The organism is Streptomyces mabaensis (assembly GCF_053763515.1).
In genome coordinates this window covers 91,295-115,249 of sequence record NZ_JBSOPZ010000025.1, presented here as the reverse complement: position 1 = coordinate 115,249, position 23,955 = coordinate 91,295, and the positions used below count along the sequence as shown (strand labels likewise).

The 23,955-nt window shown below is 72.5% G+C and carries 21 protein-coding genes; 14 read left to right on the top strand and 7 right to left on the bottom strand.

Going from position 1 to position 23,955, the window contains the following annotated elements; translation table 11 throughout:
* The first annotated feature begins 239 nt into the window (after positions 1-239).
* Together ACWV17_RS22505 and ACWV17_RS22500 are read left to right on the top strand one after the other, a co-directional pair.
* Positions 240-2,075 (top strand): ABC transporter transmembrane domain-containing protein, encoded by a 1,836-nt coding sequence (locus ACWV17_RS22505; protein WP_455361173.1) that lies wholly within the window; start codon positions 240-242, stop codon positions 2,073-2,075.
* Positions 2,072-3,853 (top strand): ABC transporter ATP-binding protein, encoded by a 1,782-nt coding sequence (locus ACWV17_RS22500; RefSeq protein ID WP_455361172.1) that lies wholly within the window; start codon positions 2,072-2,074, stop codon positions 3,851-3,853. Before ACWV17_RS22505 ends, ACWV17_RS22500 begins: the two co-directional genes overlap by 4 nt.
* A gap of 28 nt (positions 3,854-3,881) precedes the next feature.
* On the opposite strand, the gene ACWV17_RS22495 is transcribed toward ACWV17_RS22500, so the two are convergent.
* Positions 3,882-4,673, bottom strand: coding sequence for a metal-dependent hydrolase (locus ACWV17_RS22495; RefSeq protein WP_455361171.1), 792 nt, complete (start codon positions 4,671-4,673; stop codon positions 3,882-3,884).
* A 144-nt stretch (positions 4,674-4,817) separates the two neighbouring features.
* Between ACWV17_RS22495 and ACWV17_RS22490 the strand changes: the two genes are divergently transcribed.
* Both ACWV17_RS22490 and ACWV17_RS22485 read left to right on the top strand, forming a co-directional pair.
* Positions 4,818-7,331, top strand: a complete 2,514-nt coding sequence (locus tag ACWV17_RS22490) for a DEAD/DEAH box helicase (protein ID WP_455361170.1) — start codon at positions 4,818-4,820, stop codon at positions 7,329-7,331.
* 37 nt (positions 7,332-7,368) lie between these two features.
* Positions 7,369-8,256, top strand: coding sequence for an acyl-CoA thioesterase (locus tag ACWV17_RS22485; RefSeq protein ID WP_455361169.1), 888 nt, complete (start codon positions 7,369-7,371; stop codon positions 8,254-8,256).
* Positions 8,257-8,258: 2 nt separating this feature from the next.
* Here ACWV17_RS22485 and ACWV17_RS22480 read toward each other — a convergent pair whose 3' ends face one another.
* Both ACWV17_RS22480 and ACWV17_RS22475 read right to left on the bottom strand, forming a co-directional pair.
* The gene (locus ACWV17_RS22480; RefSeq protein WP_455361168.1) at positions 8,259-9,482 is read right to left on the bottom strand and encodes a PucR family transcriptional regulator; all 1,224 of its coding nucleotides are present in this window, start codon (positions 9,480-9,482) and stop codon (positions 8,259-8,261) included.
* 9 nt (positions 9,483-9,491) lie between these two features.
* Positions 9,492-9,656, bottom strand: a complete 165-nt coding sequence (locus ACWV17_RS22475; protein WP_455354020.1) for a hypothetical protein — start codon at positions 9,654-9,656, stop codon at positions 9,492-9,494.
* A 165-nt stretch (positions 9,657-9,821) separates the two neighbouring features.
* On the opposite strand from ACWV17_RS22475, the gene ACWV17_RS22470 reads away from it, so the two are divergent.
* From ACWV17_RS22470 to ACWV17_RS22425, 10 genes are all read left to right on the top strand, one after another.
* On the top strand, positions 9,822-10,787 hold the full coding sequence (locus ACWV17_RS22470) for a DUF3068 domain-containing protein (RefSeq protein ID WP_455361167.1): 966 nt from the start codon (positions 9,822-9,824) through the stop codon (positions 10,785-10,787).
* A 153-nt stretch (positions 10,788-10,940) separates the two neighbouring features.
* Positions 10,941-12,122: a glycosyltransferase family 4 protein gene (locus ACWV17_RS22465; RefSeq protein ID WP_455361166.1), complete on the top strand. Its 1,182-nt coding sequence runs from the start codon at positions 10,941-10,943 to the stop codon at positions 12,120-12,122.
* Positions 12,123-12,128: 6 nt separating this feature from the next.
* Positions 12,129-12,899, top strand: coding sequence for a class I SAM-dependent methyltransferase (locus ACWV17_RS22460; protein WP_455361165.1), 771 nt, complete (start codon positions 12,129-12,131; stop codon positions 12,897-12,899).
* The gene (locus ACWV17_RS22455; protein ID WP_455361164.1) at positions 12,892-17,076 is read left to right on the top strand and encodes an alpha-(1->3)-arabinofuranosyltransferase domain-containing protein; all 4,185 of its coding nucleotides are present in this window, start codon (positions 12,892-12,894) and stop codon (positions 17,074-17,076) included. The genes ACWV17_RS22460 and ACWV17_RS22455 overlap by 8 nt, the downstream gene beginning before the upstream one ends.
* The gene (locus tag ACWV17_RS22450; RefSeq protein WP_455361163.1) at positions 17,073-18,443 is read left to right on the top strand and encodes a condensation protein; all 1,371 of its coding nucleotides are present in this window, start codon (positions 17,073-17,075) and stop codon (positions 18,441-18,443) included. Before ACWV17_RS22455 ends, ACWV17_RS22450 begins: the two co-directional genes overlap by 4 nt.
* On the top strand, positions 18,440-19,159 hold the full coding sequence (locus tag ACWV17_RS22445; protein WP_455361162.1) for a class I SAM-dependent methyltransferase: 720 nt from the start codon (positions 18,440-18,442) through the stop codon (positions 19,157-19,159). Before ACWV17_RS22450 ends, ACWV17_RS22445 begins: the two co-directional genes overlap by 4 nt.
* 4 nt (positions 19,160-19,163) lie before the next feature.
* Positions 19,164-20,072 (top strand): DMT family transporter, encoded by a 909-nt coding sequence (locus tag ACWV17_RS22440; RefSeq protein ID WP_455353171.1) that lies wholly within the window; start codon positions 19,164-19,166, stop codon positions 20,070-20,072.
* Positions 20,062-20,271 (top strand): Trm112 family protein, encoded by a 210-nt coding sequence (locus tag ACWV17_RS22435; protein ID WP_455361161.1) that lies wholly within the window; start codon positions 20,062-20,064, stop codon positions 20,269-20,271. Before ACWV17_RS22440 ends, ACWV17_RS22435 begins: the two co-directional genes overlap by 11 nt.
* Positions 20,268-21,071 carry an FkbM family methyltransferase gene (locus ACWV17_RS22430; RefSeq protein WP_455361160.1) on the top strand — a complete coding sequence of 268 codons (804 nt, stop codon included), beginning with the start codon at positions 20,268-20,270 and terminating at the stop codon, positions 21,069-21,071. The genes ACWV17_RS22435 and ACWV17_RS22430 overlap by 4 nt, the downstream gene beginning before the upstream one ends.
* A gap of 12 nt (positions 21,072-21,083) precedes the next feature.
* Positions 21,084-21,515, top strand: coding sequence for a YchJ family protein (locus tag ACWV17_RS22425; RefSeq protein ID WP_455361159.1), 432 nt, complete (start codon positions 21,084-21,086; stop codon positions 21,513-21,515).
* Here ACWV17_RS22425 and ACWV17_RS22420 read toward each other — a convergent pair.
* From ACWV17_RS22420 to ACWV17_RS22405, 4 genes are all read right to left on the bottom strand, one after another.
* Positions 21,479-22,399 carry a DUF6397 family protein gene (locus ACWV17_RS22420; RefSeq protein WP_455361158.1) on the bottom strand — a complete coding sequence of 307 codons (921 nt, stop codon included), beginning with the start codon at positions 22,397-22,399 and terminating at the stop codon, positions 21,479-21,481. The two genes, ACWV17_RS22425 and ACWV17_RS22420, sit on opposite strands and share 37 nt — an antisense overlap.
* A gap of 87 nt (positions 22,400-22,486) precedes the next feature.
* The gene (locus ACWV17_RS22415; protein ID WP_455353176.1) at positions 22,487-22,885 is read right to left on the bottom strand and encodes a roadblock/LC7 domain-containing protein; all 399 of its coding nucleotides are present in this window, start codon (positions 22,883-22,885) and stop codon (positions 22,487-22,489) included.
* Positions 22,886-22,980: 95 nt separating this feature from the next.
* On the bottom strand, positions 22,981-23,598 hold the full coding sequence (locus tag ACWV17_RS22410; RefSeq protein ID WP_455353177.1) for a GTP-binding protein: 618 nt from the start codon (positions 23,596-23,598) through the stop codon (positions 22,981-22,983).
* The gene (locus ACWV17_RS22405) at positions 23,579-23,905 is read right to left on the bottom strand and encodes a DUF742 domain-containing protein (RefSeq protein ID WP_455361181.1); all 327 of its coding nucleotides are present in this window, start codon (positions 23,903-23,905) and stop codon (positions 23,579-23,581) included. Before ACWV17_RS22405 ends, ACWV17_RS22410 begins: the two co-directional genes overlap by 20 nt.
* Positions 23,906-23,955: the final 50 nt, after the last annotated feature.

Below are 23,955 nucleotides of genomic sequence, written 5' to 3'. Positions count from 1 at the left end.
CCCCCCCCCTACCCCCCCCCCCCCCCCCCCCCCCCCCCCCCCCCCCCCCCCCCCCCCCCCCCCCCCCCCCCCCCCCCGCTGGTCAGCAGTGACGGCGCGCGTGCCGCTCCGCGCGCCCCTGCCGTCCGCACCAGAGGGCTTGTGCCGAAGTCGGCCCTCCAGCGGAAAATCGATTGCCCCCGGTGGTCCCGGAAGGCGAACCTTGCACCGATTGAGCCGCCCACGAGTCTTGGGACATCATGCAGATTCGCGATCTTCCGTATGCCGACCCCGGGGCTCCCGACGCCCGGTCAGGCCCCCGGTTCCTGCTGTGGCTCGGTCGCAACCAGCTGGCCGGCCAGCTCAAGTCGCTGGCCTGGGGACTTCTGCACTTCTGCGGTGTCGCCGGACTGCCGCTCGGCGTCGGCCTCGCCGTACAGGCGGTGGTCGACCGCTCGGGCGGGCGCCTCGCGCTCGCCGGCGGGCTGATCATGGCGTTCGGCGTCGCGATCACCCTGGGTGACACGATGCTGCACCGGACCGCCGTCACCAACTGGATCACGGCCGCCGCCCGGGTGCAGCAGCTGCTGGCGCGCAAGACCGCCGAGCTGGGCTCGGCCCTGACCCGCCGGGTCGCCGCGGGCGAGGTGGTCGCCGTCTCCACCGGCGATGTCGAGAAGATCGGCTGGTTCGTCGAGGCCGTCTCCCGATTCGCCGCGGCCGCCCTCACGGTCGTCCTGGTCTGCGTCGGGCTCGTCGTGTACCAGCCGGCCCTGGGCGTCGTGGTCGCCGTCGGCGTGCCCGTCCTGGCGCTCGCCGTACTGCCGCTGCTCCCCCGGGCCACCCGGCGCGCCGACGTCCAGCGCGAGAAGGCGGGCCGGGCCACCGAGCTGGCCTCGGACACCGTCGCGGGCCTGCGGGTGCTGCGCGGCATCGGCGGCGAGGAACTGTTCCTGGGCCGCTACCGGCAGGCCTCCCAGGACGTGCGCGAAGCGGCCGTCCGCAGCGCCCGCATGTGGTCGCTGATCTCGGCCGTCCAGGTGCTGCTGCCGGGCCTGCTGCTGATCACGGTGGTCTGGTACGGCGCGAACCTGGCGCGGGACGGCCACGTCACGGTGGGCGAGCTGGTCACCGTCTTCAGCGCCGTGACGCTGCTGATGTACCCCTTGCGGCACTTCGAGGAGATCGCCATGGCGTACTCCTTCTCGCGTCCCTCCGCGAAGCGCGCGGCCCGTGTGCTGTCGCTCAGGCGGACGCGGTACGACGACGAACGCGGCGGCCTGGACAGCTCCGAGGCGCGGCCCGCCGGGGACCTGTACGACCCCGCGACCGGACTGCTCGCTCCGGCGGGCCGGCTCACCGCCGTCGTGTGCGGCGACCCGGACCTGGCCGGCCGGCTCGCCGAACGCCTCGGCGGACACGCCGCGGAGGACGAGCAGAGCCCTTCCGTACTGCTCGGCGGAGTGGCGCTGAACGACCTGCCCCTCGACACGGCCCGCGCCTGCGTCCTCGTACAGGACAAGGACCCGGTGCTGCTGTCCGGAACGCTGCGGGAGCTGCTCGACGTGCCGGCATCGGGCGCGGTCGGCGCGGCGGAGGCACTGGCCGCTGCCCGCTGCGGTGACGTGCTGGACGCGCTCGCGCAGGCCTCGGCCGACGACACCGGTGATCCGATGGAGACCCGGATCACCGAGCGCGGCCGCTCCCTGTCCGGCGGACAGCGCCAGCGCCTCGCGCTGGCCCGCTCGCTGGTCACCGACCCGGACGTACTGGTGCTGGACGAGCCCACGTCCGCCGTGGACTCGCACACCGAGGCGCGGATCGCCGAGGGCGTCGCGGCGCTGCGGGCGGGCCGGACGACGGTCGTGTTCGCCTCCTCCCCGCTGCTGCTGGACCGCGCGGACCGGGTGGTGTTCGTGCATGACGGCGAGGTGGCTGCGGTGGGAACTCACCGCGAGCTGCTGCACGGCGAGCGGCGGTACCGCGCGGTCGTCACCCGCGAGACCGACGAGGAGACCGGTGACGAGACCGATGAGGCGCGGCTGACCAAGGTGTCGGAGCTGAGAACACTGGAAGAGATCGAGGAGTCGGCATGATCGGCGTGGCACCACCGGCGTACGACCCGGCAGCCCCGGAGTCGGCGACGAGTCTGCCGGTCGGTACACCGGCGACGGTGCGGGCGTACGTGCGCGAGCTGCTGCGGCGGCACCGTACGGCGTTCGTCATGCTGGTGTCCGTCAACGCCATCGCGGTGATCGCGTCGATGGTGGGCCCGTACCTGCTGGGCGCACTGGTCGAGGACCTCGCCGACGGGGCGCGCGACCTCCACCTGGAGCGCACCGCGGCACTCTTCGCGCTCGCGCTGGTCGTACAGACCGTGTTCGTCCGGCTGGTACGGCTGCGCGGCGCGATGCTCGGCGAGGAGATGCTGGCCGATCTGCGCGAGGACTTCCTCGTACGGTCGGTCGGCCTGCCGCCGGGGGTGCTGGAGCGGGCCGGTACGGGCGACCTGCTCTCCCGGATCACCACCGACATCGACCGGCTGGCCAACGCGATGCGCGAGGCCGTCCCGCAGCTGGCGATCGGCGTGGTCTGGGCGGGACTGCTCGTCGGCGCGCTCACGGTGACCGCGCCGCCGCTCGCGCTGGCCGTGCTGGTCGCGGTGCCGGTGCTCGTGCTCGGCTGCCGCTGGTACTTCCGGCGGGCGCCTTCCGCGTACCGCTCCGAGGCCGCCGGGTACGCGGCGGTCGCCGCGATGCTGGCCGAGACGGTGGACGCCGGGCGGACGGTCGAGGCACACCGGCTCGGCGGGCGGCGGGTGGCCCTGTCGGAGCAGCGGATCAGGGAGTGGACGGCGTGGGAGCGCTACACGCTCTATCTGCGGTCGGTGCTCTTCCCCGTCATCAATGTCACGCATGTGACGATCCTGTGCTCGGTGCTGCTGATCGGCGGCGTCTTCGTGCTGGAGGGCTGGATCACGGTCGGGCAGCTGACCACCGGTGCTCTGCTCGCGCAGATGCTGGTCGACCCGGTGAACCTGATCCTGCGCTGGTACGACGAGCTCCAGGTCGCCCAGGTGTCGATCGCCCGGCTGGTGGGTGTCCGGGACATCGAGCCGGACGCGGGCGACGCGCGGGTGGCACCGGACGGCCGGGACGTACGGGCGGACGAGGTGCGCTTCGGGTACCGGGAGGGCGTCGACGTACTGCACCGGGTGACGCTCGACGTCCGCCCCGGGACGCGGCTGGCCCTGGTCGGACCGTCGGGTGCCGGCAAGTCCACACTCGGCCGGCTGCTCGCGGGCATCTACGCGCCCCGGGCGGGCTCGGTCACCCTCGGCAGTGCGGAGCTGTCGCGGATGCCGGCGGAGCGGGTGCGCGAGCATGTGGCCCTGGTCAACCAGGAGCACCATGTGTTCGTCGGCTCACTCCGGGACAACCTGCTGCTGGCCCGGACCGGCGCCAGGGACGCGGAGCTGTGGGCGGCGCTCGGCGCGGTCGACGCGGACGGGTGGGCGCGGGCGCTGGACGACGGCCTCGACACCGAGGTCGGCTCGGGCGGCTCGGTGCTCACCCCGGCACAGGCGCAGCAGATCGCGCTGGCGCGGCTGGTGCTCGCCGATCCGCACACGCTGGTCCTGGACGAGGCGACCTCGCTGCTGGACCCGCGGGCGGCCCGGCACCTGGAACGTTCACTGGCGCGGGTGCTGGACGGCCGTACGGTCGTGGCGATCGCCCACCGGCTGCACACGGCGCACGACGCGGACGTGATCGCGGTGGTCGAGGACGGCCGGATCAGCGAGCTGGGCAGCCACGACGCGCTGGTGGCGGCGGACGGCCCGTACGCGGCCCTGTGGCGCTCCTGGCACGGGTAGGGGTGAAGGAACGGCGCGGCGGCTGGATCTAGATCACGTTCATGGCGGCCGCGCCGCCCACACCGCCCAGCAGCATGAACACCGGCATCAGGACCTTCAGCTCCACCCAGCTGCCCGCGCGGAAGCGCAGCGGCTTCGGCGGGCCCACCGGGTACCAGCGCTTGCGGCCGATCGGGATCGGCCACAGGATCGGGCAGCCCGAGACGGTCAGGGCGTCACCGATGTCGTGCACCAGGGCGCCCAGCACGATCGGCAGCCCCAGCCAGAGGTACTCCTGGCCGGGGGCCGAGAAGAGCCAGTCGGCGCCGCTGCCCGGCTTGTCCAGGACGCCCGCGAGGATCCACGCGCTGGTCGCTCCGAGCAGCCAGACCAGGACGTCGCTCGACACCCGGGCGGCCCGCCACAGCAGGCCCTCGACGGCGAGCACGAGATGGACGAAGAGGAGGGCGAGGACCGCCCAGCGGCCCCCGGTGACCGCGATCGCCGAGGCTCCCGCGCCGGTCATCACCGCCCACAGCCAGGTGTGTGTGAGCGTGCGGTGTCCCCCGGAGCGGCGGGGGTCGCCCTGCTTCCGGGTCGCCTTGTAGACGGCGTACGAGAGCTTGTCGACGACCTCGCACACGCCCCGCGAGATCGGTCCGAACGCGCGCGAGATGGTCGCCGACTTGTGGTCCAGGTCGGGAGCGAGCGCCGCACCCGCACAGATCAGTGCTCCGACGACGAGCACGGGCCACGGCATCGGGCGCCCGGCGGCCTCGGCCGCCGCCCCCACCCCCAGCCATGCCGCTGCCCCCGACAGAGAGTGCGCCGGTCCCATCATGATCGTTCCCGCCCCGTTGCTCGCGATGCTGTTGTGCGAAGCCCATTGGGTTTCAGCCCAGTTGACGGGACAGCGTATCGGCCATGATCTTCTTGCCGCCGACCGGTTCCCTCATCCGGGGGGAGGCCAGGCAAGATGGGGGGTGTGACCCTCATTGATCAGCTGCCGCCGGATGCCGACCCCGATGCCCTCTTCGAAGCCTTCTCGTCCTGGGCCGAGGATCAGGGCATCACCCTCTATCCGGCTCAGGAGGAGGCGCTGATCGAGGTGGTCTCGGGGGCGAACGTCATCCTTTCCACCCCCACCGGGTCGGGAAAGAGCCTGGTCGCGGCGGGTGCGCACTTCACCGCGCTGGCGCAGGACAAGGTCACCTTCTACACCGCCCCGATCAAGGCACTGGTCTCGGAGAAGTTCTTCGACCTGTGCAAGCTCTTCGGCACCGAGAACGTCGGCATGCTGACCGGTGACGCGTCCGTCAACGCCGACGCCCCGGTGATCTGCTGCACGGCCGAGGTGCTCGCCTCCATCGCGCTGCGGGACGGCAGGCACGCCGATATCGGCCAGGTCGTGATGGACGAGTTCCACTTCTACGCCGAGCCGGACCGCGGCTGGGCCTGGCAGATCCCGCTGCTGGAGCTGCCGCAGGCACAGTTCGTCCTGATGTCGGCCACCCTCGGCGACGTGTCACGGTTCGAGGAGGACCTCACCCGCCGCACCGGCCGTCCCACGTCGGTCGTGCGCTCGGCGACCCGGCCGGTTCCGCTGTCGTACGAGTACCGGCTGACGCCCATCACCGAGACGCTCACCGAGCTCCTGGAGACCCGGCAGGCACCGGTCTACATCGTGCACTTCACGCAGGCCGCGGCGGTCGAGCGGGCGCAGTCGCTGATGAGCATCAACATGTGCACGCGCGAGGAGAAGGACAAGATCGCCGACCTCATCGGCAACTTCCGCTTCACCACCAAGTTCGGCCAGAACCTGTCGCGTTTCGTCCGGCACGGCATCGGCGTCCACCACGCCGGCATGCTGCCGAAGTACCGCCGGCTGGTCGAGAAGCTCGCGCAGGCCGGTCTGCTGAAGGTCATCTGCGGTACGGACACCCTGGGCGTCGGCGTCAACGTGCCCATCCGCACGGTGCTGTTCACGGCTCTGACCAAGTACGACGGCAACCGGGTACGGACGCTGCGCGCCCGCGAGTTCCACCAGATCGCGGGGCGCGCCGGGCGGGCCGGCTTCGACACGGCGGGCTTCGTCGTCGCGCAGGCTCCCGAGCACGTCATCGAGAACGAGAAGGCGCTCGGCAAGGCGGGCGACGACCCGAAGAAGCGCCGCAAGGTGGTCCGCAAGAAGGCGCCGGAGGGGTTTGTCGCCTGGAGCGATTCGACCTTCGAGAAGCTGATCGCCTCTGACCCCGAGCCGCTCACCTCGCGCTTCCGGGTCACCCACACGATGCTGCTGTCCGTGATCGCCCGGCCCGGCAACGCCTTCGAGGCGATGCGGCGGCTGCTGGAGGACAATCACGAGCCGCGCCGGAACCAGCTCCGCCACATCCGCCGGGCGATCGCCATCTACCGTTCGCTGCTGGGCGGCGGGGTGGTCGAGCAGCTCGGCACTGCCGACGCGGAGGGCCGGACCATCCGGCTCACGGTGGACCTCCAGCAGGACTTCGCGCTGAACCAGCCGCTGTCCACCTTCGCGCTCGCCGCGTTCGAGCTGCTGGACCAGGAATCGCCCTCGTACGCCCTGGACATGGTCTCGGTCGTGGAGTCCACGCTCGACGACCCGCGGCAGATCCTGGCCGCGCAGCAGAACAAGGCGCGCGGCGAGGCGGTCGGCGCCATGAAGGCCGACGGCGTGGAGTACGAGGAGCGGATGGAGCGGCTCCAGGACGTCTCGTACCCCAAGCCGCTGGAGGAGCTGCTGTCCCACGCGTACAACGTGTACCGCAAGAGCCACCCGTGGGTGGGCGACCACCCGCTCTCGCCGAAGTCCGTGATCCGTGACATGTACGAACGGGCCATGACCTTCACCGAGTTCACCTCGTACTACGAACTCGCCCGCACCGAGGGCATCGTGCTGCGCTACCTGGCGAGCGCGTACAAGGCGCTGGAGCACACCGTTCCGGACGACCTGAAGTCCGAGGACTTCGAGGACCTCATCGCCTGGCTCGGTGAGATGGTCCGCCAGGTCGACTCCAGCCTCCTGGACGAGTGGGAGCAGCTCGCCAACCCGGAGGTCGAGACGGCCGAGCAGGCCCAGGAGAAGGCCGACCAGGTCAAGCCGGTCACCACCAACGCCCGCGCCTTCCGGGTCCTGGTGCGCAACGCCATGTTCCGCCGGGTGGAGCTGGCCGCCCTGGACAACGTGGCCGAACTCGGCGGGATGGACGCCGAGTCGGGCTGGGACGAGGACGCCTGGGGCGAGGCGATGGACGCCTACTGGGACGAGTACGACGACCTCGGCACCGGCCCGGACGCCCGCGGGCCGAAGCTGCTGATGATCGAGGAGGACCCGGCGCACGGCCTGTGGCGCGTCCGGCAGACCTTCGCCGACCCCAACGGCGACCATGACTGGGGCATCAGCGCCGAGGTCGATCTCGCGGCGTCCGACGAGGAGAGCCGGGCCGTCGTCCGGGTCACCTCCGTCGGCCAGCTCTGACTGGATCCCTAACGGTTACGGGAGTGGAGAACACCCGATGACGAACCCTGCTGAACGGCTGGTCGATCTGCTCGACCTCGAGCAGATCGAAGTGAACATCTTCCGCGGGCGCAGCCCTCACGAGTCCCTGCAGCGGGTCTTCGGTGGGCAGGTCGCCGGCCAGGCCCTGGTCGCGGCGGGCCGTACGACCGAGGGCGACCGCCCGGTGCACTCGCTGCACGCCTACTTCCTGCGGCCCGGCCGTCCGGGTGTGCCGATCGTCTACCAGGTCGAACGGGTCAGGGACGGCCGCTCCTTCACCACCCGCCGGGTCGTCGCGGTGCAGCAGGGCCGCACCATCTTCAACCTGACGGCCTCCTTCCACAGCGCGGAGGCGGGCAGCATCGAGCACCAGCTGCCGCCCCGGCTGGACTTCCCCGACCCCGAGTCCCTGCCGACGGTCACCGACGAGATCCGGGAGCACCTCGGCACGCTGCCCGAGGCACTGGAGCGCATGGCCCGGCGCCAGCCCTTCGACATCCGGTACGCGGACCGGCTGCGCTGGACGCCCGAGCAGGTCAAGGACGCCGATCCGCGCAGCGCGGTGTGGATGCGCGCGGTGGGGCCGCTGGGCGACGACCCGCTCGTGCACACCTGCGCACTGACGTACGCGAGCGACATGACGCTGCTCGACGCGGTACGCATCCCGGTCGAGCCGCTGTGGGGCGAGCGCGGCTTCGACATGGCCTCGCTGGACCACGCGATGTGGTTCCACCGTCCGTTCCGCGCGGACGAGTGGTTCCTGTACGACCAGGAGTCCCCGATCGCCACGGGCGGCCGGGGCCTCGCCCGTGGCCGGATCTACGACCGCGAGGGCCGGCTGCTGGTGTCAGTGGTGCAGGAGGGACTGTTCCGTCCGTACGACCCGAGTGGTGCGGGGCAGTAGGGTCACCGGCCGCGTCCCGGCTCCGTCCGGGCGTCGCGCAGGCGCCGGGCCCGTAACACCAGCTCCAGTTCGAAGCGCCGGTCCGGGTCGTCCACCTCGTCGCCGAGCAGTTCGCGGATCTGCCGCAACCGGTAGCGCACGGTCTGCGGGTGGACCCCGAGCCGGGCGGCGACCTCGGGGGCGCCGCCGCGGGTCTCCAGCCAGGCGAGCAGGGTCTCGACGAGCCGTCGGCCGTGCGCGGGGGCGCACCTGTCCAGTGGTGCCAGGCAGCGGCGGGCCAGGTCCTCGATCAGTTCCTCGGGCGGCAGCAGGACGAGCGCCTCGGTGTGCTCGGTGCAGTGCAGGACCTGGCCGGCCGGCAGCAGCCCGCGCTGCATCAGGCGTACGGCGGCCCAGGCCCAGTGCAGCGACTTGGCGGCCTCGGCGAGCGGGACGGGCGGCCCTATGGCGCCGGACCAGCCGGTCATGGCGCGGCGCAGGAGTTCGGGCCGGCCGGCCGCGTCCGGCTCCGGGACGACCATGCGCGGCTGCTCGTACTCCATGTCCAGCAGGACGTCCTGGCCCACGGCCGGGGCGACGGATTCGGGGGCGGGGCGCAGCAGGACGCCCACGGCGACGCGTTCGGGCAGGGGCCAGCCGATGCTCTCGGCGTGCTCGGCGAGGGCGTCGGTGGGATCGGTGCGGTGCTCGCCGAGCATCAGGGTGATCAACCGCCGTTGCAGCCGCAGCCGTTCACCGGCCTGGCGGGCGGCGGCTTCGGCGTAGCCGCGTACGGACTGGGCGACGAGGCCGTCGAGATACTCGAAGCCGGACTCCACCAGCTCGTACATGGCGGGCGGCGGGATCTCGACCTGCTGCCCGATCTCGGCGAGCCGGCGCCAGGCGAGCCGGACACCGAGGCGGTAGATCGCCTGGAGGGAGTCGAGACTGCGGCCCTGGAGCACCTCGCCGCGGCCGAACTCCTGGAAGACCTCCAGCCGTCGTCCGTTCGGCCGGTCCTCCTCCACGAGGTGGTCGACGAAGTCCTCCAGCGCCCGGCGGATGCCGACCAGAGCCATGGGCTCGCCCGAGTCGTCGACGGACAGGGGCAGGCCGGGGTACTCCTTGCGGATCTCCACCAGGATGGCCTGGGCGAGTGCGGGCACCTCGGCCATGGCCAGGGCGGCGAACCTGCGGGTGCGCAGGCGGGGGACGTCCCGCCAGGCCGTGCGTACGGCCTGGTCCATAAACACCCCCTAGGGCTGCGGGGAACCGGTCGGACCGCCCGACTCGAAGGAGACGAGGGGCACATTGGGCTGCTCGGGAGTGGCGTTGAGTGCGGCGACGATGCCGAGAGCGGCCCCCACGGCGAGAACAGCGGCAGCCATGGTGGTCAGCACGGCAGCGGTCAGTCGGTGCATGGTTCAGCGAGCCTCTCGGTCGGAAGGCACCCCGCCCCACGACACCGGCCCGGCGAGTGCCCAGTCTGTGAGTGCCATTGACACTTCGTCAAGAGGGCGCTTACGGTCCCGGCCCGGACAGACGCGGACCGTCCTGAATCCACCCTCGCGCCCAGGAGTGCCTGAATGCGTCGTACCGCTTCGCCGTTGTCGCTGGTCCTGCTGGGTGCCGGCGTTTTTCTGCTTGTGCTGGCTCCACTGCTCGCCTGGTACGTGGAGCCGCGCGCCAAACGGACCCCGACCGATGTCGATGTCACCACGGTGTTCACCGGCACCGGCGAGTACTTCGACACCAAGACCCTCAGCCCCGCCAAGGGGAAACCGATCACCGTCACCCGGCGGGTGCTGGGTGATGTCGCGGAGAGCGAACGCAGCGGGCGGGCGGTGTGGGACGTCTCCACCGCGATCGACACCCCGGACACGCGGGCCTTCCGCGACCCGCGCCGGTCGTTCCAGTGGACCCTGGAGCGCTGGGTGACCGACCGCCGGACCAACGCTCCGGTGCACTGCTGCGGGGAGACGCCGGAGTTCGCGGGCGAGGCGTACCTGAAGTTCCCCTTCGATGTGCAGAAACGGGGTTACCGCTGGTGGGACAACACCCTGGGGGCCACCGTCCCGCTGGAGTTCCAGGGCACCAAGCGGGTCGCGGGGTACGAGGGTTACCGGTTCACCGGGTCCGTGAAGGACACCCGGACGGGCACCCGGCAGGTCCCGGGGCGGCTGGTGGGTCTGCCGAAGCAGAGCCAGGTGCACGCCGAGGAGTGGTACGCGAACGCCGGGATCGAGCTCGTCGTCGACCGGCGGACCGGCCGCATCATGAACGCGAAGATCGCTCCCCGCAAGACGCTGCGCGCGCCTGGTGCGGCCAAGGCGAAGGTGGTCCTGCTGGACAGCGCGGGGCTGGAGTTCACCGCGGAGACGCAGCACAAGCAGGTGGCGCTGGCGAAGGCGGACAGCGGCAGGCTGCGGATGGTCGGTGAGACGGCGCCGATCGCCGGCGGTGCGGCCGGGCTGGTGCTGGCGGTGGCCGGCGCCGTACTGGTCGGGCGTGGCAGAGAACGCCCGAATCCGCAGCAATCCGCCACAATGTGATGATGCGTCAGCTCAATGGCGGGCCGAATTTGTCACCGTCGTGAGTAGCGGCATCGAACAGCGGGGCGAACACTACGAACCCACCCCGCCCGCACACCGCTCGCGCCGCCCGCCTTCCCGACGTCCCGCACCCCGAGACGAGTTGGAGCTCGAATGCCCCAGCACGTGCCCCCCACGCTGCGCGCGCCCCACCCCCACCTCCCCGCGAAACCACCGCACCACGACCGCCCTACCGACCGCCCTTCCGGCCGCCACCCGGGCCCTCCGCCGCATCCGCGCCGGATCGTCTTCCTCGCCCGCCGCGACCTGGGCAACCCCGCCGCCGGTGGCTCCGAACTCCTCATCGACCGCATCGCCGACGGGCTCACCGCCCAGGGACACCAGGTCACCCTGCTGTGTGGCGGACCCGCCGCCTTTCGCGACTACCGTGTGGTCTCCGCCGGCGGCGACGCCGGGCACTTCCTGCGCGCCCGCCGCGCCTTCGAACGGCAGGTCGGCGACTGCGACCTGTTCGTCGAGGTGTGCAACGGCATGCCGTACCTCGCCCCGCTGTGGCACCGCGGCCCGACCCTGTGCCTGGTCAACCATGTGCACACCGACATCTGGGGTGAGCGTTTCCCCGGTCCCGCCGCGCGGCTCGGCCGGGAGCTCGAACGCTGGGCGCTGACCCGCGCGCACAGCGGCAGCCTGCTGGTCGCCGTGTCCGGTTCCACGGCCGACGCGCTGCACAGTCTCGGAGTGCCGCGCGAGCGGATCCGGCTGGTCCACAACGGTGTCGAGGAGCCGGGCCCCCTGGCCCCCAAGTCGGCGGAACCGCTGTTCCTCGCCATGGGACGCCTCGTCGAGTACAAACGGATCGACCTGCTGCTGCGGCTGTGGGAGCGGGTCAGACCGGTCACCGGAGGCCGGCTCGTCATCGTGGGGGACGGGCCGGAGCGGGCCAGGCTCGAAGCGCTCGCGGGCCCCGGCGTGACCTTCACCGGCCGGGTGACGGAGGCCGAGAAGCACCGGCTGCTGTGCGCGGCCTGGGTGCTGCTGCACCCGTCGCTCGTCGAGGGCTGGGGGCTGGTGGTGACCGAGGCGGCGGCCCGGGGCACGCCCGCCATCGGCTTCGACGTACCCGGACTCAGAGACTCCGTCGATGACGGCGTCACCGGCGTACTCGCCCGCGGCGAGAGCTCGTTCGCCGCCGCCTGGTGCGCGCTGGCGCTCAGCCCCGAGCGGCGCGACGCCCTCGGCCGGGCGGCCGGGCTGCGGGCCGCGCACTTCCGCTGGGGCGCCACGGTCCGGCAGTTCCGGGCGGCGGCCGCGGAGGCCGCGCTGTTGCGGGGGTGAGCGGCAATGAAAGATCCCTCCATCCGTAGATCCGTGACGCTGTTCCGCGCGTTCATGAGCGAGCAGACCGACCCGGAGCGGTGCTACACGCTGCTCGCGCACGACGCGGCCGAACAGATCGAACGGCAGATGCCGCTGCACGACCGGATGGTGGTGGACGTGGGCGGCGGACGCGGCCACTTCACCGAGGAGTTCCGGCGGCGCGGCGCGCAGAGCTATCTCTTCGAGCCCGACCTGCGGGAACTGGGTGCGCGCGGCAGCATTCCGGACGGCTCCGTGGTCGCCGACGGCTATCTGCTGCCGCTGGCCGACGGCATCGCCGACGTCTGCTTCTCCTCCAACGTCCTGGAGCATGTCGCCGATCCGCAGACCTTCCTCAGCGAGCTGGTCCGGGTCACCCGGCCGGGCGGGCTGATCTATGTCTCGTTCACCAACTGGCTCTCCCCGTGGGGCGGTCACGAGTGGGCGCCCTGGCACTACCTGGGCGCGGACCGCGCCCGCGACCGCTACCGGCGCAGGACCGGACGCCCCGCCAAGCACACGCTCGGCGAGAACCTCTTCGCGATCCACATCGGCCCGACCCTGCGGCAGGTGCGCGCCCGCGACGACGTGAGCGTCGTATCGGCCCGGTCGCGGTACTGGCCGTTCCTCGCGGAGGCGGTGACCCGGGTCCCGGGCCTGCGCGAGATCGTCACCTGGAACCTGCTCCTCATCCTCCGGCGCCGCACGGAAACGGCAGCAGCCATGAACAGCCCATTGGGAGGCACCCGTGGCTGAGACGACGTTGACCCTCCCGCCGGGCGGCCGGCCCGGCCGGCCCCGGCCGACCGCGGCGCCGCCGGCTCCGCCGCCGGACGGCCGGCCGCGCCGCAGAACGTGGCTACTGGGCTTCTGGGCGGCGGTCCTCGTCGCGTTCCTGTCCGTCTCACCGGGCCGGATGACCTTCGAGACCAAGCTCCCGGTGGCCGCCGACCCGTGGCGGTTCATCGGCGACCTCGGGGAACTCTGGCAGAGCCGCGCCGGTTTCGGCGGGCTGTCCAACCAGTACGCCGGATACGCCTTCCCGGCCCTGCCGTACTACGCGCTCACCGACCTCGCGCGGATGCCGGTGTGGCTGGCCGAGCGGCTGTGGCTCTCGCTGATCGTGGCCACCGCGTTCTGGGGCGCCCTGCGGCTCGCCGAGCGGCTGGACATCGGCAGCGCGCGGACCCGGCTGCTCGGCGCCGTCGTCTACGCGCTGTGGCCGACCTTCACCATCGTCGTCGGCTCCACCTCGGCAGCCGCACTGCCCGGCGCGATGCTTCCGTGGGTGCTGCTGCCGCTGACCGGCGACCGGACCAGTCCGCGGGTGGCCGCGGCCACGTCCGCGCTGCTGATCCCCTTCATGGGCGGGGTCAACGCGGCCTCGACGCTGGCCTCGCTGCTGCCCGTGGGGCTCTATCTGCTCAGCCGTCCGGCAGGCCCCCGCAAGCGGGCCCTGATCGCCTGGTGGACCCCGGGCGTCGTCCTCGCCACCGCGTGGTGGGTGGTCCCGCTGCTGCTGCTCGGCGTCTACGGCGAGGACTTCATGCCGTACGTCGAACAGGCCGACACCACCACCGGCACGATGTCCGCGACCGAACTGCTGCGCGGCGCCGGCAACTGGGTCGCCTACCTCCACTTCGGCGAGGCCTGGCTGCCCGCCGGCTGGACCGTGGCGACCGCTGCGGTCACCATCCTCGGCTCGGCGTTCGCCGCCGCGCTGGGGCTCGCGGGCCTGGCCCGGCGCGATCTGCCCGAGCGCCGCTGGCTTCTGCTCACCGTGCTCGCCGTGGTCCTCATCGCGCTGGCCGGATACGCCGGTTCCTTCGGCGCGCCGTTCCACGACGCGGTCCGGGACTGGTTCAACGGGCCGCTCAAGCCCTTCCGGAGCATCTACAAGTTCCAGCCCGGTCTGGCCCTCGCGCTCACCTTCGGGCTGATGCACCTGGTGGCGAGGGCGGGCGAGAGCCGCGGGGCACGGCCGCTCCCCGCGCGGCGCTTCGCCCCCCTGATCGCCGCGCTGCTGGTGCTGCCCGGCCTCGCCTGGCCGTACGTCAACGGGACGATCCTCCAGCCCGGCGCATTCAAGAAGCTGCCGAGCCAGTGGACCCAGGCCGCCGACTGGCTGGAGAAGAACTCCCCCGACAGCCGGGCCCTGGTCGTCCCCGCCACCGCCCACGGCCTCTACACCTGGGGTTCCCCCATCGACCAGCCCTTCGACGTGCTCGCCGACTCCCCCTGGGCACAGCGCGATTTCGTGCCCTTCGGTACGCCCGGCTCGCGGCGGGCCATGGACGCGGTGGAGCAGGCGCTGATGAGCGGCAGCGAAGTACCGGGGCTGCGCGACTACTTGTCCCGCGCCGGCCTCTACTACGTCGTCGTACGCAACGACCTCGACCCCGACCAGATCGGCTACGTTCCGCCGATCACGGTGAAGCGCACCCTGGAGGCCTCCGGCTACCGGCGGGTCACCGGGTTCGACCCGGTGCTCACCGGCGGCCGTATCCCCAGCGGCACGCCGCTGCAGGTCCAGGGCATCTTCCCGCGGATGCAGGCCGTCGAGATCTACCAGCCGGCCGACGGGACCCGGCGCCCCGGGCAGGTCGGCCTGCAGGCGGTCGCCGACACGGCCGTCGTCAGCGGCGGTCCCGAGGCGCTGCTGCAACTGTCCGCCGATCCGCGGCTGCGGGACCGGCCCACCGTGCTCACGGGGGACAACCATCCGGGGCTCGGCACGCCTGCCGCGCAGTACGTCGCGGACGGGCTGCGCCGCGCCGACACCCGCTTCGGACTGGTCAACAGCAACACGTCCTACACCTACACCGCCGGTGAGCGGAACCACTCCGGGAGCCTCCAGGACCCGGGCAGGGAGCCGCGGCAGATCCTGCCGACGCGGGGCACCGGCCACCAGACGACGGCCGTCCTGCGGGGCGCCGCCTCGGTGACCGCCTCCAGCAGCGGCAACTGGCTGTTCCACCTGCCGCAGTACGACCCGGTGAACGCGTTCGACGGGAATCCGCAGACCGCGTGGGCCGAGGGCAGCGCCGGGAACGCCGCCGGCCAGTGGCTGCGTATCGCCTTCTCCTCGCCCACCGACGTGCCCGGCTCGCTGATGCTCACTCCGCTGCCCGGCGACGGAATGCGGGCCGCTCCGACGCTGGTCCGGGTGGAGACCGATCAGGGCGCGGAGGACAGCCCGCTGCAGCCGAACGGCAGCCCGCAGCCGGTCAAGGCACCGGCGGGCCAGGCGAAGTGGCTGAAGATCACCGTGCTGGCGGCGCAGTCCCCGAAGGCCGGGCTGGCGGGAGCGGGCTTCAGCGAGGTCGCGGTTCCCGGCGTCCAGGTGACGCGGCTGCTGCGACTGCCCACCGACGCGCGTGGCACCGACTCCCGGGCGGAGGTCTTCTCGCTCCATCGCGGCAGCGACCCGGGCGGGCTCTCGCCGGCCTCGGCCGAGGAAGGCCTGCACCGCAGGCTGAGTGTCGGCCGGGGCGGGGACTTCACCCTCACGGCCAAGGCGCTGCCGGTGCCGGGTGAGGCGCTGGACCGGCTCGTCACGGGCGCCGATCCGCGGCAGCGGCGGCAGATCACCGTCACCGCCGACTCCACCAGCCGGCTCGGGAACGGCCTCAGTCCGCGTAATCTCGTCGACGAGGACCTGACCACCGCGTGGATCGCCGGGGACCGGCCGGTCATCCATCTGAGCTGGCCCGGCCGGAAGACGATCGACGAGATCGTCCTCGCGGCGGCGGGCGGACTCTCCACCCGGCCCGAGCAGATACTGGTCAGCACGCCGAACGGGGCTGTGACGGCCGCCGTCGACGAGAACGGCGTCGCGCGGTTCGAGCCGATCAGCACGGACCGGCTGGACATCACCATCAGCCGGGCCGCGCCCCTGACCGTCCACAACCCGATCGCCGACAACCGGATGCAACTGCCGGTCGGCCTCAGCGAGGTCTACATTCCGGCGCTGGACGACCTGCGTACGCCGCCGCCGGCGCCGCAGCTGAAGTTCTCCGTGCCGTGCGGCGAGGGCCCGCCCGTCGCCGTCGACGGCACGCTGCACGCGACGAGCGCGTCCGGCACGGTGCGCGACCTGACCGAGCGCCGGCCCGTGCAGGTCACGCTCTGCCGGACGGCGGCGGGCACGCTGCCCCTGGGCCGGGGGCTGCACACGGTGGAGGCGGGCGACGAAGGCCCCCTCGCCATCACCGACATCACGCTGACCCGCGGTGAGGCGGGGCCGCCCACCGCGGGCGGACAGCGGACGGCCACGGCGGGCGACTGGAGCGGCGACCGGCGGTCGGTCACCGTAGGCGCGGGCGAGGCCGGCTACCTCCAGATGTACGAGAACGCCAACGACGGCTGGAAGGCCACGCTGAACGGCAAGACCCTGATCCCGCTGCGGATCGACGGCTGGCAGCAGGCATGGCTGATCCCCGAGGGCGCGGGCGGCACGGTGAAGCTCGTGTACGAACCCGTGCTGATCTACCACGCGGGGCTGATCGGCGGCGCGGTGGGCGTGGCGCTGCTGGCCTGTCTCGCCCTGATACGCCGCCGGGCGGGCGCCCCGACGGAGCAGCAGCCGGACCCGCCGGCGCCGGGTTGGGTGCTGGGCTGCGTCGCACTGACCGTCGTGGTCGCCGTTGTGGCGGGCCCCTTCGCGCTGATCGTGCCGGCGCTGGCGGTGGTTGCCCACCTGCGGCACACCCTGCTGGTGCCGATCGCCCTGGTGGCGATGGCGGGCGCGGGCATCGCGGCCGCGACCGGGGCGGGCGACCCGGCCTCGGCCGGCCGGGGCGCGTTCGGCCCGGCGGCCCAGATCCTGGCCCTCACCGCGGTGAGCGCGGCCCTGGTGACCGTGACCCGTCGCCGGCACACCGGCACCGCGCCAACCCCGCCCCCGGAGCCAGGGGAGGTCACGCCGCGATGACCGCTGTGCGGCCGGCCCGCCCCGGGCCACCGGCCCGGACGGTTCCGGGGCGGATACCCTTTCCGACCGTCGACGAGGTCTCGCGGCACTGTCTCCGGGAGGAGGAGCCCGAGACCGTGCACATCGAGGTGCACCTGCCCCGGCAGCCGGATCCGGACCGGTTGCGGGCCGCGTTCGGCGAGGCCCTGCGCCGTCACCCACGGATTCTGATGCGGGAGGCACCGGGCCCCTGGTACCGGCGGCGCTACGAGTGGGAACTGACCGGCGCCCCCGATGTGGAGCCGGTCCGCTTCCCGGAGCCGGGGCCCGGTGCGCTGGAGCGGGCCAGGGCCAGGGCGCTGGCCGAGGCCCCGCCGCTGTCCGCCTCACCGCCCGTCCGCCTGGAGGTGGTCAGGCAGTCGGCGACGGACAGCGCGTGCGTGCTGCTGCTGACGCTCAACCACACCGCCCTGGACGGTCCCGCGTGCCTGCGGGTCCTGGCCACGGCCGCCGAGCTGTACGGCGGCGCCGCCGCGTCCCCGCCGCCCCCGGTACGGCAGTTGGCCGGCGTCCCGGCGCGGCCCGGCCGGCCGCTGCCCGCCCCGGCGAGCGGCACCGCCCGGCCCGCCCGGGTGGCACCCGTGACCGGTGTCCGGGGGGACAGCGGAAACGGCCTGCTGCTGGCCGACCTTCCGGTGCCGGGCCGGCCGGCCGGGGCGGCCTACACCGTCAACGACCAGCTTCTCGTCGCCACATGCCTGATGATCGCGCGGTGGAACCGGCTGCACGACGCACCGCCCCGCCCGATGCGCATCACCATGCCCGTCGACGACCGCCCCCGCGGTGCCGAGATGCCCATCGGAAACGGCACCCGGCTGGTCGAGGTCGGATTCGCGGCGCAGGAGTGCGCCGCGGAGCCCGGCCCCGACGCTCTCGCCGTCCTCCTGCACCGCACCGCCGAGCGCACCCGCGCCCTGAAGTCGGCGCCGCGCCCCCAACTCGGCCACGCGGCCGCCCTGCTCACCGCGCCCGTCCTGCCCGTCGGGCTGCGGGCCGCTCTGACCCGCGGCCTGCGGCGGGCCGCCGCTCCGTGGACGTCGACGACACTGCTCAGCAACATCGGGCGGGTCCCGTATCCCCTGGACTTCGCGGAGGCGGGCCGGGCGGAGGCCGTCTGGTTCTCCGCCCCCGCCCGGATGCCCCGCGGGCTCACCGTCACCACCGCCAGCACCGGAGGACGGCTGCATCTGGCGCTGCGCTGGTCACGGGCACTTCTCGACGACGCGGCCGGCCGCCGGCTGTGCGCATTCTTCACGGAGTATCTGGCGGCCATGGCAGCCCTGCCGGCCGCTCCGGGACGGGCCACTCCAGGAGGTGACGGGCCATGACGGGAACCCTCCCGGCGGGACTGCGCGAGTTCTACGAGAACCCGGCCGTCCCCGTCGCCTCCGGCGACGAGCGCAGCCGCCGCCAGGCCCTGATGCTCGCCCGGGTGCTGCCCCAGGAATCCTCCCTCGTCGTGGATGTCGGCTGCGGTGACGGCTCCGCGGCTGCCGTCGCGGCTCCCCTCCTCTCCGGTCACCGGGTCGTCGGAATCGACTGGTCCCAGGACGCCCTGCGGCGGGCCGCCACCCGGATGACCCATGTCGTGCGCGGTGAACTGACGTCGGGCGGACTGCCGTTGGCGGACGAGACCGCCGACGCCGTGCTCTTCAGCGAGGTGATCGAGCATCTGGTGGATCCCGACAGCGCCATGGACGAGCTGCGCCGGGTCCTCAGACCGGGCGGCCATCTGATGCTCTCCACCCCGAACCTGGCCGCCTGGTACAACCGCGTCCTGCTGTCCGCCGGGGTGCAGCCGGTCTTCTCGGAGGTCAGTCTGCGCGGCATCCACGGCCGGCCGGGGTCCCAGGTGGTGGGCCATCTGCGCCTGTTCACCGCCCGTGCGCTGCGGGGGTTCCTGACCGCCGCGGGCTTCGAGGTGGTCACCCTGGCCGGCGCCCCCTTCCACGGTGTCCCCCGGCCGCTGCGACTGCTGGACCGGGCTGCCTGTGCCGTGCCCTCCGCGGCCTCCATTCTCCTGGTGCACGCAAGGCGGGTGTAGGGCCGTGTGGTGGGGGGTGGCCTCGGCCCTGCTGGCCAATGTCTTCTACAGCACCGGCTTCGTCCTCGAGAAGCGGGCGCTGTCCGGCCTGCCGCGACTGAGCACCGGCCGGCCGGCCCGGGTCGTACGGCTGCTCATCGGCAGCCCGTTGTGGCTCGGTGGTTCGCTCGCGCTCGCGGCCGGTTTCGCGGCGCAGCTCGCCGTCTACCGCACCCTTCCCATCGCCGCCGCGCAGGGCATCTTCGTCTCCGGTCTCGTCCTGCTGCTGCTCCTGTCCTCGGTCGTGCTGGGCGAGCGCCCCAGCGGCCGCGAGCGACGCGGGGTGGTGATGATCACCGTCGCGCTGCTGATGGTCGTGGCCTCCCTCCAGGAGACCGACGCGGTCGGCGGTCATGCGTCGGCGGGCCGGGTCCTGCTGATCTGCCTGCCGGCGCTCGCGGCCGGGCTGTGGCTGTACTGGGCCGTGGAACGCCGGGCCCGTCGTCGTCACCGCCTGCCGACCGCGGGTGTCGAGTACGGCGTCGCCGTCGGCCTGTTGTACGGCGTCAGCTCGCTGGCCATCAAGGGCGTCTCCGGTCACCTGACGACCCGGGGAGTCGGGGACGCGGCCCTCGCCCTGCTGGGGTCCCCGTATCCGTACATCCTGCTGTTCACCGGGGTCACCGGGCTGGTGCTGTCCCAGACCGCTCTGCAGCGCTGCCGCGCTTCCTTGATCGTGCCGGTGTGCACCACGGTGACCTGCCTGTTCACGGCCGCTCTCGGCACGTTCGCCTTCGGCGAGTCGCTGCCGCAGGACCCGCTGCGGCTGGCGTTGCGGCTCGGTGGGACCGCACTGGCCGTCTCCGTCCTGCTGATGCTTCCCCGTCATGACGAACCCCCCACTCCCGCAAAGGAATTGGCCCATGAAGCCTGACGACCCGCTGCTGAGGATCATCGCCTGCCCGATCGACAAGGGCAGGCTGACGCTGCTCCTCCCCGAGGAGGTCCTCTACAACCCGCGGCTGCACCGCAGCTATCCGATTATCGACGGCATCCCCCAGCTCCTCCCGTCCTCCGGTGTCCGGGTGCCCGACGAGGAGCACGAGCGGATCCTCAAGCGGATCGCCCCATGACGCTCGCCGCCCGCATCGCCCCTCATCTGCCACCCGCACTGATCGCCAGGTGCGCCGATCTGCTGTATCCGCGATATGAGCCGGAGTTGCGCCGGCTGGCGGACTTCTGCCCGCCCGGCGGCACGGCCGTCGATGTCGGCGGCTGGTACGGCCCGTGGTCCCGGCAGCTGGCCCGCCGGGCCGGCCGGGTGGTGGCCGTCGAGCCGGTCCCGCACCTCGCCCGCCTGCTGGCCGCGACCACACCCGCCCACGTCGACGTGGTGCACGCGGCGGCCACCGACCGCGACGGCGGCACGGTCCAGCTGTGGCTGCCGCCGGGGGACGGCGGCAACCGCGGCGTCTCGTCGCTCGTCCGCCGGGACCTGCACGCCCGGTCGATACCGGTGCCCTGTGTCCGGGTCGACAGTCTTGGTCTGCATGGCATCACCCTGATCAAGATCGATGTGGACGGAAGTGAACTGAACGTGCTGCGCGGTGCCGAGGAGACACTGCTCGGTGACCGTCCCGCGCTCTTCATCGAACTGGAGGCCCGGATCGGGCCACTCGAAGCCGTGCTCAACCTGCTGGCCGGCCACGGCTACCGCGGCTGGGTGCTGCCGGGCCGCGACTGGCTGCCGTTGGCCGATTTCGACCTGTCCGGCCATCAGTCGCGCACCGCGCATGTCGCCGAGCACGGACTGCTGCGCCGCAGTCTCACCCCCTTCCGGCGGCGGTACGTCAATTCGGTGCTCTTCCTCCATGGCTCCCGGCGTCCCGGTGGCACCGAGGCAGCGGCTCCCGTGCGGGGCCGGCAGCGTTGACATAATCGGGGCGTGGCCAGAGAGAACGCACGCCGGCGGACGGCGATCGCCCCCGACGCGCCCTGCCCCTGCGGGCTGGGCACGTCCTACGAGAGCTGCTGCGGCCGGTACCACGCCGGACAGGCCAAGGCGCCGACTGCCGAGCTGCTCATGCGCTCGCGCTTCAGTGCGTTCGCCGTCGGCGACGTGCCGTACCTGCGGCGGACCTGGCACCCCACGACCAGACCGCCCCGCCTGCAGCTCGACCCGGAACAGCACTGGGTGCGGCTGGAGATCCTCGCCGCGTCGGACGGCGGGCTGTTCGACAGCGAGGGAGCGGTGGAGTTCCGCGCCCACTTCGAGGAAGGCGCGCACTCCGGGTCGCTGCGCGAGCGCAGCCGATTCGTCCGCGAGAGCGGCTCCTGGCTCTACGTCGGCCCGCTGTCCCCCGTCGTGGTGGAGTAGGGCGCCTTCCCCGGTTCGGCGCCCGCCCTGCCGTCGCCCGGGCGCGGGGCAGGCCGTACGCCGCGCGCGTCCTCCACGGCGAGCGCGACGCTGATCCGGTGCCAGAGCAGCTCGTCCGGATCGTCCGCGTAGAGCAGCCGCGCCGAGACCGCCTGGGCCGCGGGCGAGTCGGGGATCCCCGGAACCGGCGGCGGGGCGAGGCGCTGGAGGTAGGCGCGTTCGTACGGATCCTCGATCACCTCCGCGAACTGCACCGGGTCGAGTACGCAGGCGAGCGCCGCCGCCCGCGCCCACGGATCGGCGGTCTGCCGCAGCAGCAGCCCGACCCGTCGGCCCCGCCAGTTGCGCGGCCGCAGGTCGTCCCCCGCGTCGAGTACGGCGCGCATCTCCGGCGTACTGCGCCCGGTCAGCAGGTGCGGCTCGCGGGCGGCGAACTCCTGGAGTTCGTACGCCAGATAGCGCCAGACGACGGCCCGGTAGCGGTTGATCCGGAAGGTGACCGGGCTGACGAGTCCGCAACGGGCGAGCCGCGTCATACGCAGCGGGCTGATGCCGAGCAGTTGGGCCGCCTCCGCCGCGCCGGCGGTCCGGACCCGGCTGCGCAGCGACTCGGGGAAGTTCTCGGTCCCCTTCAGCCGTTCGATCTCCTCCCGGGAGACGGCACTGCGCCGCACGCGTCCTTCCGCCACCGGATGGGCGCGGATGATGCCCAGCCGCACGCCCATATCGAACTCGCCCCGCGTGAGGGCGAGTTCCCTGGCGGCCCGCTCCGGACCCAGCGGCCTGCCCTCGCCTTCCGCTCGAACGTCGGCGCGCGCGTCGGCGCGTACGTCGGCCCGTTCTTCAGCCCGTACGTCGGCGCGTACCTTCATCTGTGTTTCCATGACGGTCCTCCCCCGTGAGGCGCGGTTACTCTCTGTGAAGACCGTAGCTCAGCGCGAGAAGTACCGCCCGCCCCTGTGGATAACTCGTCAGTCGCTGCCCCGCTGCCTCGCGGCGACACCCAGATGTTCGCCCACCCGGTTGACGAGCAGGGTCATCTCGTAAGCGACCTGTCCGATGTCCGCCTCGGCCGCACTGAGGACGCACAGACAGCTGCCGTCGCCCGCCGCCGTGACGAAGAGAACACCCTCGTCGAACTCGACCATCGTCTGCCGGACCTTGCCCGCCCGGAAGTGACGTCCCGATCCCTTGGCGAGACTGTGCAGCCCGGACGAGACCGCCGCGAGATGCTCGGCGTCCTCCCGTTCGAGTCCCGTACTCGCGCCGGTCACCAGGCCGTCGTTGGAGAGCACCAGCGCATGCCGTACCTGCTCGACGCGGCGCGTCAGGTCGTCCAGCAGCCAGTCCAGCCCCTGTTCCTGTGCCATCTCCCCGGTCCTCCCCGTTCGGTCACTCACTCGTCCCCCGCGACACGCGATGTGCTCCGCAAGCCTTCACCACCGCCGCCCGAGGGGCAAGGAGCTCAGCCAGCCGGCTGTCCCACCGAGTCCAGCAGGCGCGCCGTGTGGATGCGGCCGGCGTACTCGACCAGCCGCACCAGTACCTCCTTCCCCGAGTCGCGGTCGCGCGCGTCGCACAGCACGACCGGCGTGCCGCGTTCGAGGTCGAGGGCGCGCGAGACCTCGTGCGCGCCGTACGTCCGCGCTCCAGGGAAGCAGTTGACCGCCACCACGAACGGGATGCTTCGGTGCTCGAAGTAGTCCACCGCGGGAAAGCAGTCCTCGAGCCGCCGGGTGTCCGCGAGCACGACCGCACCCAGCGCGCCCTGGGACAACTCGTCCCACAGGAACCAGAAACGGTCCTGCCCCGGCGTGCCGAACAGGTAGAGCGACAGTCCGGACCGGATCGTGATGCGTCCGAAGTCCATGGCGACCGTCGTGGTGGTCTTGTGGTCGACGCCTCCCGTGTCGTCCACCCACTCACCCGCCTCGCTGAGCTGTTCCTCCGTACGCAGCGGCCGGATCTCGCTCACCGCGCCGACGAGCGTGGTCTTGCCCACCCCGAAGCCGCCCGCGACCAGTATTTTCAGGGCGAGGGCGGCCATTTCCCCGCCCGTGCCGTCAGAGCGCTCGGAGCCCATCGATCACTTCTCTCAGGATCTTCTCGTCAGGTAGCTGTGCGGGTGGTACGGGCCGGCTGACCTTCACATAACCGGCTTCCAGCAGGTCGCCCAGCAGCACCCGCACCACGCCCACCGGCAGATCGGCGTCCGCGGCGAGTTCGGCGACCGACTGGGTCTCCGAACGGCAGAGCGCGAGCAGCGCCCGGTGCTCGGGGCCGAGCAGCGACTCGGCGGCCCGGTCGGCCGCACTGTCGTCGACGACGACCAGCGCGATCAGGTCGAAGCGCACATTGCTGGGCCCCGGCTTGGTCCGGCCGCCCGTCATCGCGTACGGGCGTACGAGCGGGCCCGCCTCGGCGTCGTACCACTGACTGC

Excerpts from the sequence above, each read along its gene's own strand:
- ACWV17_RS22505 (WP_455361173.1), top strand. The coding sequence starts at position 240 with ATGCAGATTCGCGATCTTCCGTATGCCGACCCCGGGGCTCCCGACGCC.
- ACWV17_RS22500 (WP_455361172.1), top strand. The coding sequence starts at position 2,072 with ATGATCGGCGTGGCACCACCGGCGTACGACCCGGCAGCCCCGGAGTCG.
- ACWV17_RS22495 (WP_455361171.1), bottom strand. The coding sequence starts at position 4,673 with ATGATGGGACCGGCGCACTCTCTGTCGGGGGCAGCGGCATGGCTGGGG.
- ACWV17_RS22485 (WP_455361169.1), top strand. The coding sequence starts at position 7,369 with ATGACGAACCCTGCTGAACGGCTGGTCGATCTGCTCGACCTCGAGCAG.
- ACWV17_RS22480 (WP_455361168.1), bottom strand. The coding sequence starts at position 9,482 with ATGGACCAGGCCGTACGCACGGCCTGGCGGGACGTCCCCCGCCTGCGC.
- ACWV17_RS22475 (WP_455354020.1), bottom strand. The coding sequence starts at position 9,656 with ATGCACCGACTGACCGCTGCCGTGCTGACCACCATGGCTGCCGCTGTT.
- ACWV17_RS22470 (WP_455361167.1), top strand. The coding sequence starts at position 9,822 with ATGCGTCGTACCGCTTCGCCGTTGTCGCTGGTCCTGCTGGGTGCCGGC.
- ACWV17_RS22465 (WP_455361166.1), top strand. The coding sequence starts at position 10,941 with ATGCCCCAGCACGTGCCCCCCACGCTGCGCGCGCCCCACCCCCACCTC.
- ACWV17_RS22460 (WP_455361165.1), top strand. The coding sequence starts at position 12,129 with ATGAAAGATCCCTCCATCCGTAGATCCGTGACGCTGTTCCGCGCGTTC.
- ACWV17_RS22450 (WP_455361163.1), top strand. The coding sequence starts at position 17,073 with ATGACCGCTGTGCGGCCGGCCCGCCCCGGGCCACCGGCCCGGACGGTT.
- ACWV17_RS22445 (WP_455361162.1), top strand. The coding sequence starts at position 18,440 with ATGACGGGAACCCTCCCGGCGGGACTGCGCGAGTTCTACGAGAACCCG.
- ACWV17_RS22435 (WP_455361161.1), top strand. The coding sequence starts at position 20,062 with ATGAAGCCTGACGACCCGCTGCTGAGGATCATCGCCTGCCCGATCGAC.
- ACWV17_RS22430 (WP_455361160.1), top strand. The coding sequence starts at position 20,268 with ATGACGCTCGCCGCCCGCATCGCCCCTCATCTGCCACCCGCACTGATC.
- ACWV17_RS22420 (WP_455361158.1), bottom strand. The coding sequence starts at position 22,399 with ATGGAAACACAGATGAAGGTACGCGCCGACGTACGGGCTGAAGAACGG.
- ACWV17_RS22415 (WP_455353176.1), bottom strand. The coding sequence starts at position 22,885 with ATGGCACAGGAACAGGGGCTGGACTGGCTGCTGGACGACCTGACGCGC.
- ACWV17_RS22410 (WP_455353177.1), bottom strand. The coding sequence starts at position 23,598 with ATGGGCTCCGAGCGCTCTGACGGCACGGGCGGGGAAATGGCCGCCCTC.
- ACWV17_RS22405 (WP_455361181.1), bottom strand. The coding sequence starts at position 23,905 with ATGACGGGCGGCCGGACCAAGCCGGGGCCCAGCAATGTGCGCTTCGAC.